Source organism: Brevibacterium sp. CBA3109, from assembly GCF_040256645.1.
In the GTDB taxonomy this organism is placed as follows: Bacteria; Actinomycetota; Actinomycetes; order Actinomycetales; family Brevibacteriaceae; genus Brevibacterium; species Brevibacterium koreense.
Genome location: NZ_CP158281.1, coordinates 1,647,423 through 1,664,131 on the forward strand (window position 1 = coordinate 1,647,423; position 16,709 = coordinate 1,664,131).

At 61.7% G+C, this 16,709-nt stretch carries 14 protein-coding genes, 1 tRNA gene and 1 pseudogene; 9 read left to right on the forward strand and 7 right to left on the reverse strand.

The window, feature by feature from the left end; genetic code table 11:
- Positions 1 to 2: 2 nt before the first annotated feature.
- From AAFP32_RS07635 to AAFP32_RS07645, 3 genes are read right to left on the reverse strand one after another with little or no spacing between them, the layout of a single operon-like run.
- Complete coding sequence (locus AAFP32_RS07635; RefSeq protein WP_350271296.1) at positions 3 to 1,499, reverse strand: 3-hydroxyacyl-CoA dehydrogenase NAD-binding domain-containing protein; 1,497 nt, start codon at positions 1,497 to 1,499, stop codon at positions 3 to 5.
- On the reverse strand, positions 1,496 to 2,407 hold the full coding sequence (locus AAFP32_RS07640) for a 3-keto-5-aminohexanoate cleavage protein (RefSeq protein WP_350271297.1): 912 nt from the start codon (positions 2,405 to 2,407) through the stop codon (positions 1,496 to 1,498). The genes AAFP32_RS07635 and AAFP32_RS07640 overlap by 4 nt, the downstream gene beginning before the upstream one ends.
- Positions 2,404 to 3,309 (reverse strand): TetR family transcriptional regulator C-terminal domain-containing protein, encoded by a 906-nt coding sequence (locus AAFP32_RS07645; RefSeq protein WP_350271298.1) that lies wholly within the window; start codon positions 3,307 to 3,309, stop codon positions 2,404 to 2,406. The genes AAFP32_RS07640 and AAFP32_RS07645 overlap by 4 nt, the downstream gene beginning before the upstream one ends.
- A gap of 191 nt (positions 3,310 to 3,500) precedes the next feature.
- Here AAFP32_RS07645 and AAFP32_RS07650 point away from each other — a divergent pair, with 191 nt between their 5' ends.
- Positions 3,501 to 4,874: a pyridoxal phosphate-dependent decarboxylase family protein gene (locus AAFP32_RS07650; protein WP_350271299.1), complete on the forward strand. Its 1,374-nt coding sequence runs from the start codon at positions 3,501 to 3,503 to the stop codon at positions 4,872 to 4,874.
- A 78-nt stretch (positions 4,875 to 4,952) separates the two neighbouring features.
- On the opposite strand, the gene AAFP32_RS07655 is transcribed toward AAFP32_RS07650, so the two are convergent.
- Entirely contained in the window at positions 4,953 to 5,630 is a 678-nt protein-coding gene (locus AAFP32_RS07655) for a hypothetical protein (RefSeq protein ID WP_350271300.1), read from the reverse strand.
- A gap of 136 nt (positions 5,631 to 5,766) precedes the next feature.
- On the opposite strand from AAFP32_RS07655, the gene AAFP32_RS07660 reads away from it, so the two are divergent.
- Genes AAFP32_RS07660 through AAFP32_RS07680 form a run of 5 tightly spaced genes read left to right on the forward strand, consistent with a single transcriptional unit; the run spans position 5,767 to position 11,122 of the window.
- Entirely contained in the window at positions 5,767 to 7,218 is a 1,452-nt protein-coding gene (locus AAFP32_RS07660) for a PLP-dependent aminotransferase family protein (protein WP_350271301.1), read from the forward strand.
- A 23-nt stretch (positions 7,219 to 7,241) separates the two neighbouring features.
- Entirely contained in the window at positions 7,242 to 8,033 is a 792-nt protein-coding gene (locus tag AAFP32_RS07665) for a YggS family pyridoxal phosphate-dependent enzyme (RefSeq protein ID WP_350271302.1), read from the forward strand.
- A 10-nt stretch (positions 8,034 to 8,043) separates the two neighbouring features.
- The gene (locus AAFP32_RS07670; RefSeq protein ID WP_350271303.1) at positions 8,044 to 9,012 is read left to right on the forward strand and encodes an arsenic resistance protein; all 969 of its coding nucleotides are present in this window, start codon (positions 8,044 to 8,046) and stop codon (positions 9,010 to 9,012) included.
- 32 nt (positions 9,013 to 9,044) lie between these two features.
- Positions 9,045 to 10,598, forward strand: coding sequence for a DNA-3-methyladenine glycosylase 2 family protein (locus AAFP32_RS07675; protein WP_350271304.1), 1,554 nt, complete (start codon positions 9,045 to 9,047; stop codon positions 10,596 to 10,598).
- Entirely contained in the window at positions 10,595 to 11,122 is a 528-nt protein-coding gene (locus AAFP32_RS07680; RefSeq protein WP_350271305.1) for a methylated-DNA--[protein]-cysteine S-methyltransferase, read from the forward strand. Before AAFP32_RS07675 ends, AAFP32_RS07680 begins: the two co-directional genes overlap by 4 nt.
- A 111-nt stretch (positions 11,123 to 11,233) precedes the next feature.
- Here the strand turns inward: AAFP32_RS07680 and AAFP32_RS07685 are convergent.
- A tRNA-Ala gene (locus AAFP32_RS07685) sits at positions 11,234 to 11,306 on the reverse strand.
- A gap of 149 nt (positions 11,307 to 11,455) precedes the next feature.
- Positions 11,456 to 11,647 carry a hypothetical protein gene (locus AAFP32_RS07690; protein ID WP_350271306.1) on the reverse strand — a complete coding sequence of 64 codons (192 nt, stop codon included), beginning with the start codon at positions 11,645 to 11,647 and terminating at the stop codon, positions 11,456 to 11,458.
- Positions 11,648 to 11,959: 312 nt separating this feature from the next.
- Between AAFP32_RS07690 and AAFP32_RS07695 the strand changes: the two genes are divergently transcribed.
- A complete protein-coding gene (locus AAFP32_RS07695) occupies positions 11,960 to 13,027 on the forward strand; it encodes an IS110 family transposase (RefSeq protein ID WP_083248759.1) in 1,068 nt (355 codons plus the stop codon).
- A 21-nt stretch (positions 13,028 to 13,048) separates the two neighbouring features.
- Here the strand turns inward: AAFP32_RS07695 and AAFP32_RS07700 are convergent.
- Positions 13,049 to 14,353 (reverse strand): annotated as a pseudogene (locus AAFP32_RS07700) (ISL3 family transposase); the annotation flags it as partial.
- Between the two features lie 612 nt (positions 14,354 to 14,965).
- Here AAFP32_RS07700 and AAFP32_RS07705 point away from each other — a divergent pair.
- A complete protein-coding gene (locus tag AAFP32_RS07705) occupies positions 14,966 to 15,637 on the forward strand; it encodes a hypothetical protein (protein ID WP_350271307.1) in 672 nt (223 codons plus the stop codon).
- Between the two features lie 57 nt (positions 15,638 to 15,694).
- Positions 15,695 to 16,039, forward strand: a complete 345-nt coding sequence (locus tag AAFP32_RS07710) for a hypothetical protein (RefSeq protein WP_009885521.1) — start codon at positions 15,695 to 15,697, stop codon at positions 16,037 to 16,039.
- Positions 16,040 to 16,709: the final 670 nt, after the last annotated feature.

Consider the following 16,709-nt stretch of genomic DNA (forward strand, 5'->3'; position numbering starts at 1 on the left):
TCTCATCCCAGCTGCCGACCGACCCATTCAGGAGACTCACACCGGATGCTTCCGATGCGCTCCACCACGCCGGTAGGGAACGGGGCTGCCGCGCCCGACGTCTGGTCCACGTGCACAGCGATGATCTCCTCTGTCGCGACGACCTGACCATCGACTCTCATCTCGTAGGCCAGATGCATCTTCTTCGATCCTGCGGACACGAGGGTGGGTGTGACCTCCACCTGCGCGCCGAGCGCGACCTCGTCGAGATAGCGGACGTGCGATTCGACGGTGTAGAGCGATGTGGAGTGCGCCTCGCGATGTGCCTGGCTGAGACCGATCTGGTCCATCACCTGATCTGTGGCGAAACCGAAGATCAGAACGTAGAAGGCTTCCGACATGTGACCGTTGTAGTCAATCCAATCAGGAATGACCTCGGTCCGATAGACCTCGAGTTCGATCGGTTCCGGCTGACCGGCCGGATCGGATTCAGCGGACACCGCGTCTGCGGTGGCGTCCTCCGCCGAGGTTGTCCGCCGCTGAGACTCGTGTGCGGCTTCGAGGCCGGTCGTGAGCCTGCGCAAGGCGATGATGCCTGCGTCCCGCGTGGCAATGAGATCAGGAATGGTCCTGTTTCCGGCTTCGAGATCGCACCCGGCCACGACGTCATCGCGCAGCTTCTGTGTGAGCTCCGGGGCGTCCAGACGGGTCCAGGGGGATTTCAACGAGGGACCGAAGTGGTCGAGCATATGTGCCATTCCACCCTGACCGCCGGCCAGATGGAAGGTGAGCATTGGTCCTTGGAACGGCCAGCGCAGAGCGGGGCCGTCGGTGATCGACCGGTCGATCTGTTCCACCGTGGCTTCACCATGGTCGATCATGTGCAGTGCTTCTCGCCATTGTGCCTCTTGAAGCCGATTGGCGATGAACCCGGGGACCTCGTGGTCCATTCTGATGACGGACTTCCCGATGCGTGTGTAGAAGTCGGCCGCCCAGTCGACAGCCTCGACAGCAGTGGATTCTCCGCCGACGACCTCGACGAGTGGGATGAGATAGGGCGGGTTGAACGGATGCCCGACGACGAGGCGTTCGGGATGGCTGGCGTTCACCGCCATCTCGGTCATGCTGTATCCCGAGGTAGAAGAGCCGATGACCACATGCTCGTCACAGACGGCATCGATGCTGGCGAGGAGGCTGCGTTTGAGTTCAAGGTCCTCCGGAGCGGACTCCTGGACGAAGCCGGTCCCGGCGACCGCCTCGGCGAGGTCCGTGTGCACGGTCCAGGCGTGTTTGTCTGCACCCGCGACCATGTCGAGTTCGGCTAGTGCGGGCCAGGCCGCGTCGATGAGACCGCTCAGCTTCTCGGCCGCATCCGGTGCCGGATCCCAGACTCTGACCGTGTAGCCCTGGGCCAGGAAGTAGGCGGCCCAGCCGCCGCCGATGGTTCCGGCTCCGATGCAGGTGACCGTGGTGATCGATTCGATGTTGGGATAGGCCTGAGCAGTGGCAGCCGCGCTCACAGGTCGACTCCCGTCACGATCGGTGCCTGCACCCGCAGATCGAGGATTTCACGGGCTTCGTCGGGTGTGGCCACCTCGGCGCCGAGGTCCTCGATGATGTCGACAGCGCGTTCGGTCAACGAGGTGTTGGTGGCCTTGACACCTTTGGCCAGATACAGATTGTCCTCAAGCCCGACTCGGGCATGGCCACCGGCAAGGATGGACTGGGCCACCCACGGCAGCTGATTGCGACCGATGGCGAAGGACGTGAACTGCGCACCGGCCGGCAGCATGTTCACCATCGCCGTCAGGAGCCCGGCATCGACCGGTGCTCCGTAGGGGACTCCCATGCACAGCTGGTAAAGCGGTGGGGGATCGATGAGTCCCTCTTCGACGAGCACATTGGCAAACCACAGGTTTCCGGTGTCGAAGATCTCGAGCTCGGGTCGCACGCCCAGGGTCTGAATCTTCTTCGACCCCTCACGCAGCATGTCAGGGGTGGACACATAGATGTTCGATCCGTCGCCGAAGTTCAGGGAACCGCAGTCGAGGGTGCAGATCTCGGGCAGCAGCTCCTCGACGTGGGGGAGCCGTTCTAGGGCATTGACGAGGTCCGTGCCCGGCATGTGAGTGGTCGGATCCTGGGGATCGACGACGAGATCTCCGCCCATGCCAGCGGTGAGGTTGATGACGGGATCGACGTCGGAGGCGCGGATGAGGCGCACGACCTCTCGGTAGTGGGCGACCTCGCGGGAGCCTTGCTTGGTGTCGAGGTCTCGAACGTGGATGTGCACGACGGACGCACCGGCACGAGCTGCAGCGATCGCATCGTCGGCGATCTCCTGCGGAGTGACGGGGACGTGCTCGCTCTTGTTCGCCGTATCGCCGGCACCGGTGACGGCACAGGTGAGAATGACCTTGCGATTCATGATGACTCCTCATCAGGGTTGGGGTTGATGATTGTGCGTTTGAGGTAACTGGAGAGACGGCGCCGGAAGGTCGCGACATCCATGATTCCGGTGAGGACCTTGACCCCGAGCCCGTCGAGCAGCGAGGTCAGCTCATCGGCCATGGCCTCACTGTCGCCGGGGCGGAAGAGGCCAGCGGACTGACCGGCTTCGATGGTGGAGGCCACGGTGTGCGACCAGCGTTCGTAGTGCGCCGGATAGTCGGAGGTATAGGAGTCTTCGAGGCCGAGTCTGGCCCAGGTCTGGAGCCAGATCGACCACTCGCTGCGTGCAGTCCGCCCGATGGGCGACTGGAGTTCGAGCAGACGTTCGAGTCGGCGGTGTGGGCTGGGGATCTCGTCCAGCCAGGCGATTTGTCGGTCGAAGGCGAGCTTGACCGAATAGTCGAGTGTCGCGTCGAAGAGATCGGACTTCCCGTCGAAGTAATAGTGAATGCTCGCGTTCGAGATCCCAGCGGCCTCAGCGATGTCCGCGATGCGCACCGTTTCGTAACCGTGGCGGGCGAACAGATCCCATGCAGTCTCGACGATGAGCCTGCGCGGAGAGGAATCCGGGAATGCGCCAAGAGCCCGATCAGACCCAGGCTGGAAGCGCAGGGGAGTCGCGGACACCTGCGACTCGTCGCCGAGCAGCCACCTGACCGTGACTCCGGTTGCGGTGGCCAGGGCAAGGAGTTCTTCGGGGCTGAATCTGCGCCGACCTGACAGGGACTTCGACAGTTTGGTCTCATCGATTCCGATGCTCGCTGCCACATGTCGCTGGGACAGTTCGCTGGTGCGCAGTGCTTCCTTGGCCCGCCGTGCGGTGACAGCGGCTTCGCTGACACCGACTTCGCTGACACCGACTTCGCTGGGATCCGTCATGGCCGCCAATCTATCCCTTGCATGCGCAGATCGCAACTAATACTGGTGAGCCATCAATACTTGCGAACGGTGTTGCGGGTGCTGCGTTGCCACATTCGTCGGCGGGAGGCCGCCATCACCGGTGGGGAGCGGATATTCTCAAAGGGATGAACTCATCGCCTGATGACACTGTTCCCACACCGGAGGGGCCCATGAACGACAATCTCCATTCGCGTATGCACGTCGTATCCGACGAGACCCGAAATCTCGTCAACCTTGTTCTCGACTACTCGCGCAGGCGCACCTTGGCCGTCGACACTCCACTTGACCATCCGACGACCGAGACCGAACTCAAGCGTCTGGCCGGACCGACCATCACCGAGGACGGTGTCGGGTCGTCTCGCGCCCTGGCCATCTTCGAGCACATCTTCGCGCCCGCCTGTATCACAACTGACCACCCGAAATACCTGTCCTTCATTCCGAGTGCGCCGACGAAGGCTGCCGTGGCGTTTGACCTTGTGGTCTCCGCCAGCGCACTCTACGGAGGCTCGTGGCTCGAGGGGGCAGGCGTCGTCCATGCCGAGAATGAGGTCCTGTCCTGGCTGGCCGGTGAGTTCGGGCTCCCGACCAGTGCCGGCGGCGTATTCGTCCAGGGAGGCACGATCGGCAACCTGTCCGCCCTCGTTGCCGCGCGTGACGCGCGCAAAGCTGCGCTCGGCGATGAGAAGCCGGGGCGCTGGGTCATCGTGTGCAGCGCCGAAGCTCACTCCTCGGTCGCCTCGGCGGCAGCCGTGATGGACGTCGATGTGGCGCCCGTGCCGACTGGTGACGACGGTATCCTGCGTCCCGAGGGTGTCCGGACCGCTCTCGAAGAGCACGGTGACGCCGTCATCGCAGTCGTCGCGACTTCGGGGACGACGAACTTCGGCACCATCGACGACATCGCCGGAATCGCAGCTCTCAAGGACGACTTCGACTTCTGGCTCCATATCGACGGTGCCTATGGCCTGGCAGCGATGCTCTCGCCCTTGGTTCGGCACAAGTTCGCCGGAGTCGAATCAGCCGACTCGGTCATCGTCGATCCGCACAAATGGCTGTTCGCGCCCTTTGACGCCTGCGCGCTCATCTACCGCGATCCGACTCTGGGTCGGCGAGCGCACACCCAACGCGCCGAATATCTTGACACCCTCACTGAGTCGCAGGAATGGAGCCCCTCGGATTACGCCATCCAGCTGACTCGTCGACCTCGGGGCCTGCCGCTGTGGTATTCGCTGGCCAGCTATGGTGCCGAGACCTATCGCGAAGCTATCGGCCATTCGATCGAACTGGCGATGCAGATCGGCACCGAGATCAAAAGGCGCCCGAACCTCAGGCTTGTCCGCGAACCCGAACTCTCGGTCGTCGTCTTCGAGCGCGTCGACTGGGCCCGTGAGGACTATCAGCAGTGGTCGGACCGACTGCTTGAGGACCAGCGGGCCTTCGTCGTGCCGAGCTCGCACCAGGGGCGGCCCAATGCCAGGTTCGCGATCATCAACCCGCTCACGACCTTTGACGACCTCGTGGACATCATCGACACCATGGAGTGATTCGGTTCTAGGGAGTCGCTGAGGCCTTGGGGGAGAGGGTCCAGCTGTGATCTGCCGTCGCCGTGTGCCCCCCCAGCCTCACCCCTCAGCTTGAGGCTGGGGTCGGGGCTTGAGCTCGACGGTGAAGGCGGGCAGGAGGAACTGCGTGATCGGTCCGATACCCAGAGCATAGAGCGCGGTGCCGATGCCGAAGATGCCGCCGAGCAGCCAACCGACGATGACCACGCTGACTTCGATGAGGGTGCGCACCAGTCGGATCGATTTGCCGGTGACTCGTGACATCCCTGTCATCAGACCGTCGCGGGGGCCGGGGCCGAACTGCGAGCCGATGTACATCGCCGAGGCGACCCCGTTGAGGATGATGCCGCCGACGAGGAGTGCGATGTTCCACCACAGCTCCTCGGGTTGGGGCAGGAAGAGTCGTGTGAGGTCGAGGGAGGGTCCGATCAGAAGGGCGTTGAGCACAGTTCCCAGTCCGGGCTGCTGCTTGAGCGGGATCCAGATGAGGAGGACGAGGAACGAGGTGATCGTGACGATGGTGCCGAATGTCAGCGGCAGGTGTTTGATGATGCCTGAGTGGAGAACGTCCCAGGGCATCATGCCCAGCCCGGACGTCACGATCATGGCCATCGAGGCGCCGTAGAGGTAGAGGCCGAAGAGCAGCTGCGGCAGCCGACGGGGGAGTCGGCCGCTCTTGAGCTGCTGGATGGGACCGATATTCGAAAGTTCGCGCTTCGGCACAGGTGTCGATGACATCGTAGATCTTTCCGGTTCGTTCTGGCTGATACCACCATCATGTCTCGAACTGGCCTTGTAAAAAAGAGCCAATTGGAAGAAAGTGGTCATATCGCCACCTGCCAGGTGGATAAGTCATCGACACAGCGAGGTTGCCATGAGCACGGCAGTGATGAGCGGACCCAGGTTGGCAGACATCATCGGCACGGGACCATGGCCCGGCCCAGCCTATGATTCGTTGACGGCTGGGATCTCGCGTGCCATCGGCGATGGCCGTATCCCAGTCGGGGCCAGGCTGCCCAGTGAGCGGGAGGCAGCCGCCGCGACCGGCCTGTCTCGGACGACGACCAGCCGCGCTTTTGCGAAGCTGCGCGAACAGGGGTTCGTCGTCACGCGTCGCGGCTCCGGCAGTGTGGTCCAACTACCGGAAGTGCCGGGCGGGCGCATCGATCATCTCTTGACCCCTGCGGGTGCCGACGAGGCGGAAATCGACCTCACCTGCACCGCTTCGGTGGCACCGCCATGGTTGCTGGGCGCCTATGAACGGGCGGTTGCACAGATTCACGCCTATCTGCCTGGCACCGGCTATTATCCCTCGGGGCTGCCCGTACTCAAGGAGCTCATCGCCGAGAGCTATACCACTCGCGGGGTCCGCACCGCTCCCGATCAGATCCTCATCACGTCGGGAGCCTTCGGCGCCGTGTCCATCGCCGTGCGCGCGCTCAACGAGGGCCGGGGCCGGGTGCTCATCGAAAGTCCGACCTACCCAAATGCGATCGCGACACTGGAAGGCGCCGGTGCCTCCCTGATTCCCTATCCCCTCGAGCTGAGCTCTGCTGGACACCACTGGGACATCGACGCCATGGACCACATCGCACGCCAGACCCGTGTGCGTTCGGCCTATCTCATCCCTGACTTCCACAACCCCACCGGAGCACTCCTGCCCGAAGAGCAGCGGCCCGAACTCGGGGCCATGCTCAGGCGCAACTCCATGGTGCCTATCTTCGACGAGTCCCTGGTCGAGCTGGGCCTCGATGGTGATCCGACGCCGACGCCGATGGCAGCCTTCGTGCCCGACTCGATCACGGCAGGAAGCACCAGCAAGATCTTCTGGGGCGGACTGCGCGTCGGGTGGATGCGAATTCCCACCCACCGCATCGAGGCGATGGCGTCCACGCGATTGAGCCTCGACCTCGGCGCTCCTGTGCTCGAGCAGCTCGTCGCCGTCGAACTCATGCGCGACCATGACATGATCGTCGGCGAGTACCGAGTCAAGCTGCGCGCGGCCAGGGACAGCCTCGCAGCGCAGGTGCGCGCTCATCTTCCCTCGTGGCAGGTGATCGTGCCCAGCGGCGGCATGGCCCTGTGGTGTCGACTGCCCGAGGACCGCTCGGGTGCCCTTGCCGTCGCCGCGAGGAGGCACGGACTCAGCTTGGTCTCCGGACCCAATTTCGCACCCGCTGGAGGTCTGGACCGGTGGATTCGTCTGCCGTACACAGTCTCTGAGACGCAATTGGGCGAGGTTGGCCCCCGCCTTGCCGCTGCCTGGGACGATGCCCTGAAGTTCACCGACCGGGTTCCCGCAGGTCGAGCGCGGACCGTCGCCTGAGACGGTCTGGGTACCATGAGGCTATGGACGAGGATATGGATGTGAACGAGGGACTCAATCACAACGGACAGTACTCGACTGCTACGACGGCTGAGGACTTCCGAATCAATATCGCCGAGGTGAATCGGCGCATCGACTCCGCAGCTTCGCGCACCGGCCGCGACTCCGCTGAGATCGAATTGCTGCCGGTGAGCAAGACAGTTCCTCAGGAGAGGATCCGGGAAGCAGTTGCCGCCGGCTGCCGCAAGCTGGGCGAGAACAAGGTGCAGGAGGCCTTCCGGAAGTCAGGCGAGATGGATGACCTGGACATCAGCTGGGCGGTGATCGGTCATCTGCAGTCGAACAAGGCCCGTGACGTTGCGAAATTCGCCTCCGAGTTCCAGGCTCTGGACAGACTGAAGGTCGCAGCTGCTCTCGACCGTCGTCTCGAAGCAGCGGGTCGCAGCCTCGACGTCTACGTCCAGGTCAACACCTCGGCCGAAGAGTCGAAGTTCGGGATGCCGCCGGAAGACCTCCTGAGCTTTCTGCGTGAACTGTCCCAGTTTCCGACCCTGAACCTGCAAGGTCTGATGACCCTCGCGGTGTTCTCCCCCGACCACGACCGAGTCCGCACCTGCTTCCAACGTCTGCGGACCCTGCGGGATCAGGCACAGGAGACCGACCCCGAGCTGATCGGCGCAGGAAAACTCTCGATGGGCATGTCCGGGGACTATGAAGTGGCCATCGAGGAAGGAGCGAACTGCGTTCGCGTGGGTCAGGCCATCTTCGGCAAGAGGGCACTGCCTGACAGCCATTACTGGCCCGAGAACGGCTGACCAAGCCGACTTGATCGCATCACTGACCAATCATCAGGCTCTCTGGTACCTCACCGCAATACTCACGGGGGCCCTGATCGGGCTGGGTCTGCCGGTAGCGACAACGATCGCCATCGGCGCGATCACGCCCTGTCTCATCGCACTCCTGTTCGTGACGTTCCTCGACATCCCGTTCGATGCAGTCCGCGGCTCCTTCACAGACATGAAGTTCCTGGGCGCTGTTGCCCTCGCCAATTTTCTCCTCGTCCCGCTCGTCGTCGCCGGCCTCCATGTCGTGATGCCTCTGGACGAGACGCTCGTCGTGCCCGTCCTCATCGTTCTCCTCACCCCCTGCATCGACTACGTTCTCGTCTTCACCAGATTGGCCGGGGGAGCCCACGCGAGTCTGCTCGCCCTGACACCAGTGCTGATGCTTGTCCAGATCATCCTGTTGCCGGTCTACCTGTGGATTATTCTGGGCGGCAGCGCAGTCTGTGCGATCACCCCGGGGCCCTTCGTCGCCGCACTCGTCGTCTTCATCATCCTGCCGCTGGGCGCCTCCGTCGCGGTCCGTCTCCTTGCCCGCCGATCGGCGGTCGTGGATCGCTTGGTTGGGATCGGCTCGGATTCTATGGTGCCGCTGATGATGCTCACCCTGGCTGTGATTGCCGTGGCGCAGGTGCCCCTGATCGCGCCGCATCTGTTGGAATTGGGCGGTGCCATTGCGACGTTCGTCGTATTCGCGATCATCATGACCGGCCTGGGATGGATCATGGCTCGGGTGCTGCCGCTGAGCCTGAGACAGGGACGAGCCCTTGTCTTCAACGCAGTGACCCGCAATTCGTTGGTCATGCTTCCGATCGTCCGGGCCATCACCGCCGACGGAGTCGGTCCGGCGGCCGTCGTCGCGCAGACTATGGTTGAGCTTGTCGTCATGCTCCTCCTCGCCCGCTTGGTGCCGCGACTCCTCCCCGGAACCGTCGTGGCCGAAAACCGCTAGTATTGTCTTAGGGTTGCGAGCAGAATAGTCATATGCTCACCACAGATCAGTGCTATCAGGCGGTTGCCGGGCGCGACAGACGCTTCGACGGAATGTTCTTCACTGCGGTTCATTCAACCGGCATCTTCTGCCGTCCGTCCTGCCCGGCGAGAACTCCTCTGCGCAAGAACGTCGATTTCTACCAGACCGCAGCGGCCGCAGCGGAAGCAGGGTTCCGTGCCTGCAAACGGTGCCGACCCGATGCCAGCCCGAACTCGCCTGAGTGGGACATTCGAGCCGATGTCACGGCCCGGGCCATGAGACTCATCCACGACGGTCTCGTCGATCGGGCGGGGATCTCCGGCCTCGCATCGGCGCTGGGATACAGTTCACGACAGCTGGGGCGAGTGCTGCAATCCGAACTCGGGGTCGGGCCCCTCGCAATTGCCCGAAGCGAACGCGTCAGGACCGCCCGGACTCTGGTCGAATCGACGACGCTGACCATGAGCGAGATCGCCTTCGCAGCCGGTTTCTCAAGCATTCGCCAATTCAATGACACCTTCCGCGCTGTCTACGCCTCCACGCCACGGGAACTGCGCAGCAACGCAGGAGAACCACATCGAGGACAGAACATCACTGTCCGTCTCGCCTACCGTCCGCCTCTCGATCACGCTCATCTGTTCAGCTATTTGGCCGTGCGCGCGATCCCCGGGGTAGAGGACGTCGGCCGGGATCACTACACGCGTTCGCTGCGTTTGGCACACGGTCCCGCCGTCCTGACACTGACCCCGGGGGCCGGGGCCTTCATCGAGTGTCACCTCCGTTTGGCTGACACGCGCGATCTCGGAAGTGCAGTGGCCAGAGCCAGGCGAATCCTCGACCTCGACGCGGACCCCATCGCGGTGCAAGCGACACTGACTCAAGCGGGCCTTTCCACGCTCATCGACAGGTACCCGGGGATTCGCTCTCCGGGAACCGGTGACCCTGTCGAACTCGCGATCCGAACGATCCTGGGGCAGCAGATCTCAGTCAGTGCCGCACAGACTCATCTGAAGCGCCTGGTCAGCGACTACGGTCAGTCGCTGCCTGAGGAGCTGAGAGTCGGCGGCGTCGACCGAGTATTCCCCACTGCAGCCACAATCGCGGAGATTCCGGACGAGCATTGGTCGCTGCCCGGCCGCAGGATCGGCACACTCCAGGCACTGAGCGCACGCCTGGCTGACGGCTCGATCGATCTGGGCCCGGGATGTGATCGAACAGAAGTCAACCACAGCCTGCTTGCCATACCTGGAATCGGTCCGTGGAGTCTCGGCTACATTCGGATGCGAGCGCTGGGAGACCCCGACGTGCTTCTCAGCTCGGACCTCGGCGTCAAGAAGGCCATTGCTGAGCTCAAGGGTTCAGGCACTGACATGGCTGACGGGGCCCAGAGTTTGGATGCGGCACGCCCCTGGAGGTCCTACGTCACACACCTGCTGTGGGCCCATCACTCCCAGCCGCAGGCTCTACCGGCCTCGACAGACCGGGCGCGAACACACAGACAAGTCGACACTGACACCGACACAATCCCGAACAGCACAGCGAATCAGAAGCGGAGAACACCATGACGATGACATTGATCCAGCCGACCGCGACCACAGTGAGGTACACGGTCATCGACGCGGCGTTGGGGAGGATCCTGCTCACCTCGGACGGTGATCACCTCACCGGGCTCTACCTGGGTGACTTCGACCAGATCCGGGAACGGCTGGCGACGCCAGGCGGTGTCGAGCCGGTCGCCGACGATGAACTCAATGTGTTCGCGGCGGCGGGGGAGCAGCTCGCCGAATACTTCGCAGGCACCCGCATCGAATTCGATATCCCCTTGGCCCCGAAAGGCACAGAATTCCAGCGCAAGGTCTGGCAGGCACTGACGACGATTCCCTATGGTGCAACCGCCGGATACGGAGAACTCGCTGCCTGGATCAACAGACCGTCGGCGGCACGCGCAGTGGGAGCAGCCAATGGTCGGAACCCGATCAGCATCATCGTTCCCTGCCACCGTGTAATCGGAGCCAACGGGGCTTTGACAGGGTATGCCTGGGGTGAAGAGAAGAAGCGGACCCTGCTCGATCTTGAGGCCGCCCGCTGACAGGGATCTGACAGAGATCAAGACTGTGAGGATGCCCGTGGCGCTCTTGCGAATATGCACATGAAGAAAAGGACCCGGTCTCTTTGTGATGAGACCGGGTCCTTCGCGCGGTGGAGGTAAGGGGATTCGAACCCCTGACCTTCTCCATGCCATGGAGACGCGCTACCAACTGCGCCATACCCCCGCTTGCTGGATCAATATTACTCAGGTGCACGCGGGACGACAAATCGGCAGACAGTGACGCTGACCACACCCTGGTGGCGATGGCGTGGCTGCAGCCGGGTCACTGCCGATGGCCGGGGCCGGGTGACCACCCAGTCCCGGCCATCGTCATCAGATCATGGGCCGCACCTGGTAGAGGTACTTCGCGATTTCTCGTTCGCGCTGCTCCTTCACCCGCTCGTCTCGAGAGAGTCTGCGAAACTGCGCATGACGGCGGTTCCGAACCACCTGCTCGCGATCCCTTGTCGTGACAGCAGGACGGCGGGCCCATTGGATCAGCTTGAGCCCGGCGCTCAATGCCACACGCCGTGGATATGTGGCTCATCACTATAGATCTTGTGGACTAGTTAGTCTGACTTCTCGAAGGATGTGGCGGTCTCTACCAAACGGATCGATGATGGTCTTGTGGTCGGGTCTGACTCATGGCTCTTCTGACACCCCGCTGTCTGGGGGTTGTCCTGTTTACGACGTGTCGACTGGCTCGGCTCACTGTAATAAGTGCAGCCCAGCAGGCCGTCATGTCCTGATAGGAGTCTGGCGTGTCCCCGATAGTGAACTGACTGACGCCGGCTGAGCTGCGCACCCGAGAACTCGAAGAGAAGGGGCGCAGTTCCCATGATGAACGATAAGCAGGTTAAGGTCTACGGCGGGATCGACACGCACGCGGACACACATCACCTCGCGGTGATCGACCAAGCCGGGCGCCGACTGGCTGATGCCCAAATACCGACTACCGCGACTGGGTACCAGGCAGCATTGCGGTTCTTGGGTTCCTGGCCTGGATTGGTCAGCGTGGGCATCGAGTGCACCGGCTCCTATGGAGCCGCGGTCACCCGAGCTGTGCGGGAGGCAGGCATCACGGTGTTCGAGGTGAATCGACCCAACCGGTTCGACCGGCGACTCCACGGCAAGAGCGATCCCTTCGATGCTTATTCCGCCGCTGAGGCTGTGCTGGGTGGCAGAGCCAGCGCGGCGCCCAAGGGCGGGGACGGGCTCGTGGAGTCGCTGCGAGTACTGCGGACCTCAAGGTCCTCGGCGCTGCAGGCTCGGACTGCGACGATCAATCAGATTAAGGGGATGCTGATCACAGCCCCAGAGGATCTGCGTACACGTTACAAGGGCCTGTCAACTCCCAAACTGATTGCAGCACTGGCGGCATCGCGACCAACAGCGACACCGGTCACCGCCGCCGAGGCCACGGCCTACAGCCTGCGGCTGCTGGCAAGGCGCTGGCAAGCACTGACCGGGCAGATAGAGGACTTGGCTGGGCACCTGCAGCGACTACTGGACGACCACGCTCCCGACCTGATGAGGGTCTTCGGCTGCGGCCGAGACACCGTCGCGCAACTGTTGATCACCGCCGGGGACAACCCTGATCGGCTACGTTCAGAAGCCGCGTTCGCAGCACTGGCCGGGGTCTGCCCAATCCCGGCATCGTCGGGTAAGACTAAACGCCACCGACTCAACCGCGCTGGGGACCGGCAGGCAAACTCCGCGCTTTATCACATCGTGATGGTGCGGCTGCGTTACAACCAGGAGACCCGCGACTACGTGGCGCGGCGAACTGCTGAAGGCAAGACCAAGATGGAAATCATCCGCTGCCTGAAGCGTTACCTCGTCCGCCAGCTCTATCCCCTCATCGTCGAGACTCTTCATCCCAGAAAAGAGGTGGCCGTCGCTTGACGAAACACTATAGGAGTGTCGTAATTGAGAGTGTAGAACTGGCCTGAAGCCACCGGACTCGAGCAGACTCCTGGCGATGTAGTGGGTGATGTTCCGGAACCCCAACGCGGACCCGCGGAGATGTTCAAGCCTGCCGTTGATCGCTTCAGTCGGACCATTCGACGTTCCCGATCGGGTGAAGAACGCGAGCACATCAGCAGCTCGACGCTTCAAAGTCCTTCCTAACCGTTTGAGCTCAACCAGCCCTGTCGGCAGATTCGTCGTCAGGGTATCGATGACCGTGCTCAAGAGCTTCTTGCCCTCGTTCCGGTCGGCGGTTCGGTAGGCGCTCACTATGTCTTGGTAGACAGCCCAGGTGACTTCGACTTCGATGGAACTCGAATCGGCGAACAGGCCCGCGATCCTCTCCTGTTGCTTGGTTGTGAGCAGATCAGTACCGGTGTGCAGAGTCCTCCTTGCCCGATACAAGGGGTCTTTCGCTCGTCCACGATGGCCAGTTGTCTCCTGCTGAATACGACGACGAACATCATCGAGAGCATCACCGGCGAGCTTGACGACGTGGAAGGGGTCCATGACTTCGACAGCGTCGGGCAGTTCCTCAACTGAGGCTGTTTTGAAGCCGGAGAATCCGTCCATCGCGACGACGTCGATGCCATCACGCCAGTCTTTCGGTCGGGCTTTCAGCCATTGTTTGAAGACTTGTTTCGACCGTCCGGGAATCATGTCGAGCAGTCGTGCCGGGCCTGTTGCCTGGCTGATCGGGGTGAGGTCTATGATGACGGTGACGTACTTGTCGCCACGTCGGGTGTGCCGCCATACGTGCTCGTCGACACCTATGACGCTGACCCCGTCGAAACGGGTCGGGTCGTTGATCAACAACCTGTGGCCTTCAGCGAGGATTGCGGAGTTCGCGGTGTGCCAGGACACGGCGAGTTTGCTTGCGATCACAGACACGGTGTCGTGGTCGATGACGAGAGCACTCAGCGCCCATTCGAGGCCGGTTCGAGAGATCTTCGCTCGTGGTGGTGCCGCAGCAGTGGTGTCTTGGCGCCATACGCGGCCGCACTCGACGCATTTGTAACGGCGGAGGCGAATATGAAGCGTGGTCGGTCGGTGACCGAAGGGTTCGTGGGCCAGACGCCGGACGACGGTATCGCGAACGATCCCGTGGCCACCGCACCGTCGGCACCAGTCATCGGCAGTGTTGGGCCGGCATTCCAGGATGGCTTTGCCTCCGGTGATGTGCTGGCCGATACAGGTCAGGTCGAGGGTGTTGAGTCGGCAGAATGTCGTGAGGTCAGGGGTCGAGAAAGTAGGCTTGGCCACGTCGAGGTCTTTCGGATGGACCGTGTAGGAACTTCCATCATCGGAAGACCTCGACGTCTATCCGGGCAGCGACTCGCCGTGTCCGGGCATCACCGGCCTGCACTTTCTTTTACGGAAGAGCCACCTAACCTGCCCGGAAAGCCACGGAAATCCAACCACCGGATGCGGTGATCGCCGCATCCCAGAAGAAGACACCATGTTGACCCATCTTTATGTCCGCCTCGTAGCGTTCGTCGCCGGTGTCGGCACTGCCGACCCGAAGCGCCGAGGCGACGGCCCCCCGTTCACAAGGAGGTGCCTGACCGCAGGGACGTTCCCGGTTGGGTGCTCATCACGCTCGTTAGTTTCCGCGCGCACACCTTCCCCTCCCCTCAGAGCCAACCGAATTAAGGAAGTTCGCGGAGCAAGGCCTCAACCACAGCCGGAATCAACAAGTGACTATCAAACTTCAGTACCGGGCAGTGCGTCGCAGGTTACAATTTCGACACCAAGATCAAGCCTTACTCGATACTTCATCGAAAGTTTTCGTTCTGCGGTTAATATCACGTTACCCACTCCGACGACCGGCTGCACTAGCGCATGCCACGCGGAGCTAACAGAACGGAAAATGCAATGAAGCATACTTCCAAGATCCTGGCGATTTGCCTCTCACTAGTCCTAGCTGCCGGCGCGGCATCGCCTGTAGCTGCCGAGGAGGAAGAGTCGGAGGTCGACAGTGTTGTCATGGCGCAGTACGAGGCTTGGGCACAGACGGTCGAGACGAACGCGTTGACACTTTCGGACGACTTCCTACAAACACAGGCAGCGAGTACCGCCGAGTACGTGGACACAACTGTTACGATTGGCGATCCAGTCGCCTCGAGGTCCGCCGAAGCCGCAGAAGAGGCGAACTCGCGGTACGTCAAGTGCACTGCACGTGTGGACAACCCTCACTATTCCAAAGGGGCAGGTGGCGCGATATACAAGTCCCGGTATAAGTGCGAATCGAAAGGAGTCAGCACGACCGTGAAGCTACGAGTCCGCGGTCTTCTTAGCCTGTACCCAGCTTCGAAGAACGGCGGGAAAGCCGGCAAAGGACAGAGCCGGGCAAAGAGCGACGCAAACATTACGGTCAAGGCAAACACCGGGTTCTCCAACCCTTACTACACGCCCAAGACTGGTTACAACGGTGGACGCGGCACCGGATACTGGAACGCCACCAGCACACTGATCATCAACAGTCATCCTTCACTCTCGGGAAAGCGAACAGGATCAAACTCAAAGACCGTCTGGAAGAAGATTTAGACTGCAATCTACCAAGCAAATCAAAGATCGACAGGCTAAACGAACTGCGAGGTCCCCATGGACGACGAAGTCTTTCACCTGATTGACGAGCGAGATATCGATCGTGAAGCCACTGCTGACACATTTCGCGTTTCGTTCTGGCATGGCGACGAAAACGATCCACAGGATCTCACTTCGGTCGCCGTATACGAAACTTCAGTTGCAACTCTCGACGAGGTCATCGCGTGGGCGAAGCGCGGGCAAATTCCTGAGCCTCGGCTAGTCGAAATATTCGCAGTAGTCGCTTCTGCAGAACAGAAAGACAGCATACAGATTGCGAGTTATGACCACCGCCCAGATCTGAAGCCGGGCGAAGTTCGTGACACCGGCTACTCTGAAGCGTCGATCTTCCTACACGGTTAACTGCTCGACAGCGAACAGGATGCATGAGTCAATTGCTCTCGGCGGTTCCGTCTTTTGCGGACGGGACCGCCGACTATTCCGCTCGTCGCTCCCACCACACATCATCCGACTGCAACCACGCTCCCAGCGTAGAGCACCGCCGGTCATGCAAACGCACGAACATCCCCATCGAACCCGAGGCGCTCGGGTGCGCCGTGATCTGGAATCACCGACCTACACTCTCGTTTACGAAGAGCCGGATATGTGAATGGAAGTGCCCTAGACAAAACGATTCCTTAATGTTTTCGGGCAGGGAGATGCCCAAATAAGAGTTAGTTGAAATGTTCGAAATCAATGAGCAGAAGAAAAGCCCGAGAGTCGAATGAAAGCGACCTCTGGAAAATGAATTCAGGGATTGGCTATCGCACGATCGGCTGAGGCTCGATGAGGATCAGCCGACGTGGCGGCAGCTGCCCAAAGACGGGTTCACTCGGATGAGTGGATCAAGGCCCAAAAAGTCGGTGGTGTACGTGGATGAACGCACCTGGTGAACGACGGTGTCTCGAGCGAGTTCACCTCAGGCGTGAATGCGGTCCGTGGGCGCCGACTGTGGCGACAGAGCTGCATGGCCTGGGTGATCCTGCAGTAGGAAACGTTCCGGTGTTCAATTGACCGGTGGAGAAAGACGTGA

Bases quoted from the DNA above. Each gene is read 5' to 3' on its own strand.
- AAFP32_RS07640 (WP_350271297.1), bottom strand. From the start codon at position 2,407: ATGAATCGCAAGGTCATTCTCACCTGTGCCGTCACCGGTGCCGGCGAT.
- AAFP32_RS07645 (WP_350271298.1), bottom strand. From the start codon at position 3,309: ATGACGGATCCCAGCGAAGTCGGTGTCAGCGAAGTCGGTGTCAGCGAA.
- AAFP32_RS07650 (WP_350271299.1), top strand. From the start codon at position 3,501: ATGAACGACAATCTCCATTCGCGTATGCACGTCGTATCCGACGAGACC.
- AAFP32_RS07655 (WP_350271300.1), bottom strand. From the start codon at position 5,630: ATGTCATCGACACCTGTGCCGAAGCGCGAACTTTCGAATATCGGTCCC.
- AAFP32_RS07660 (WP_350271301.1), top strand. From the start codon at position 5,767: ATGAGCACGGCAGTGATGAGCGGACCCAGGTTGGCAGACATCATCGGC.
- AAFP32_RS07665 (WP_350271302.1), top strand. From the start codon at position 7,242: ATGGACGAGGATATGGATGTGAACGAGGGACTCAATCACAACGGACAG.
- AAFP32_RS07675 (WP_350271304.1), top strand. From the start codon at position 9,045: ATGCTCACCACAGATCAGTGCTATCAGGCGGTTGCCGGGCGCGACAGA.
- AAFP32_RS07680 (WP_350271305.1), top strand. From the start codon at position 10,595: ATGACGATGACATTGATCCAGCCGACCGCGACCACAGTGAGGTACACG.
- AAFP32_RS07695 (WP_083248759.1), top strand. From the start codon at position 11,960: ATGATGAACGATAAGCAGGTTAAGGTCTACGGCGGGATCGACACGCAC.
- AAFP32_RS07705 (WP_350271307.1), top strand. From the start codon at position 14,966: ATGAAGCATACTTCCAAGATCCTGGCGATTTGCCTCTCACTAGTCCTA.
- AAFP32_RS07710 (WP_009885521.1), top strand. From the start codon at position 15,695: ATGGACGACGAAGTCTTTCACCTGATTGACGAGCGAGATATCGATCGT.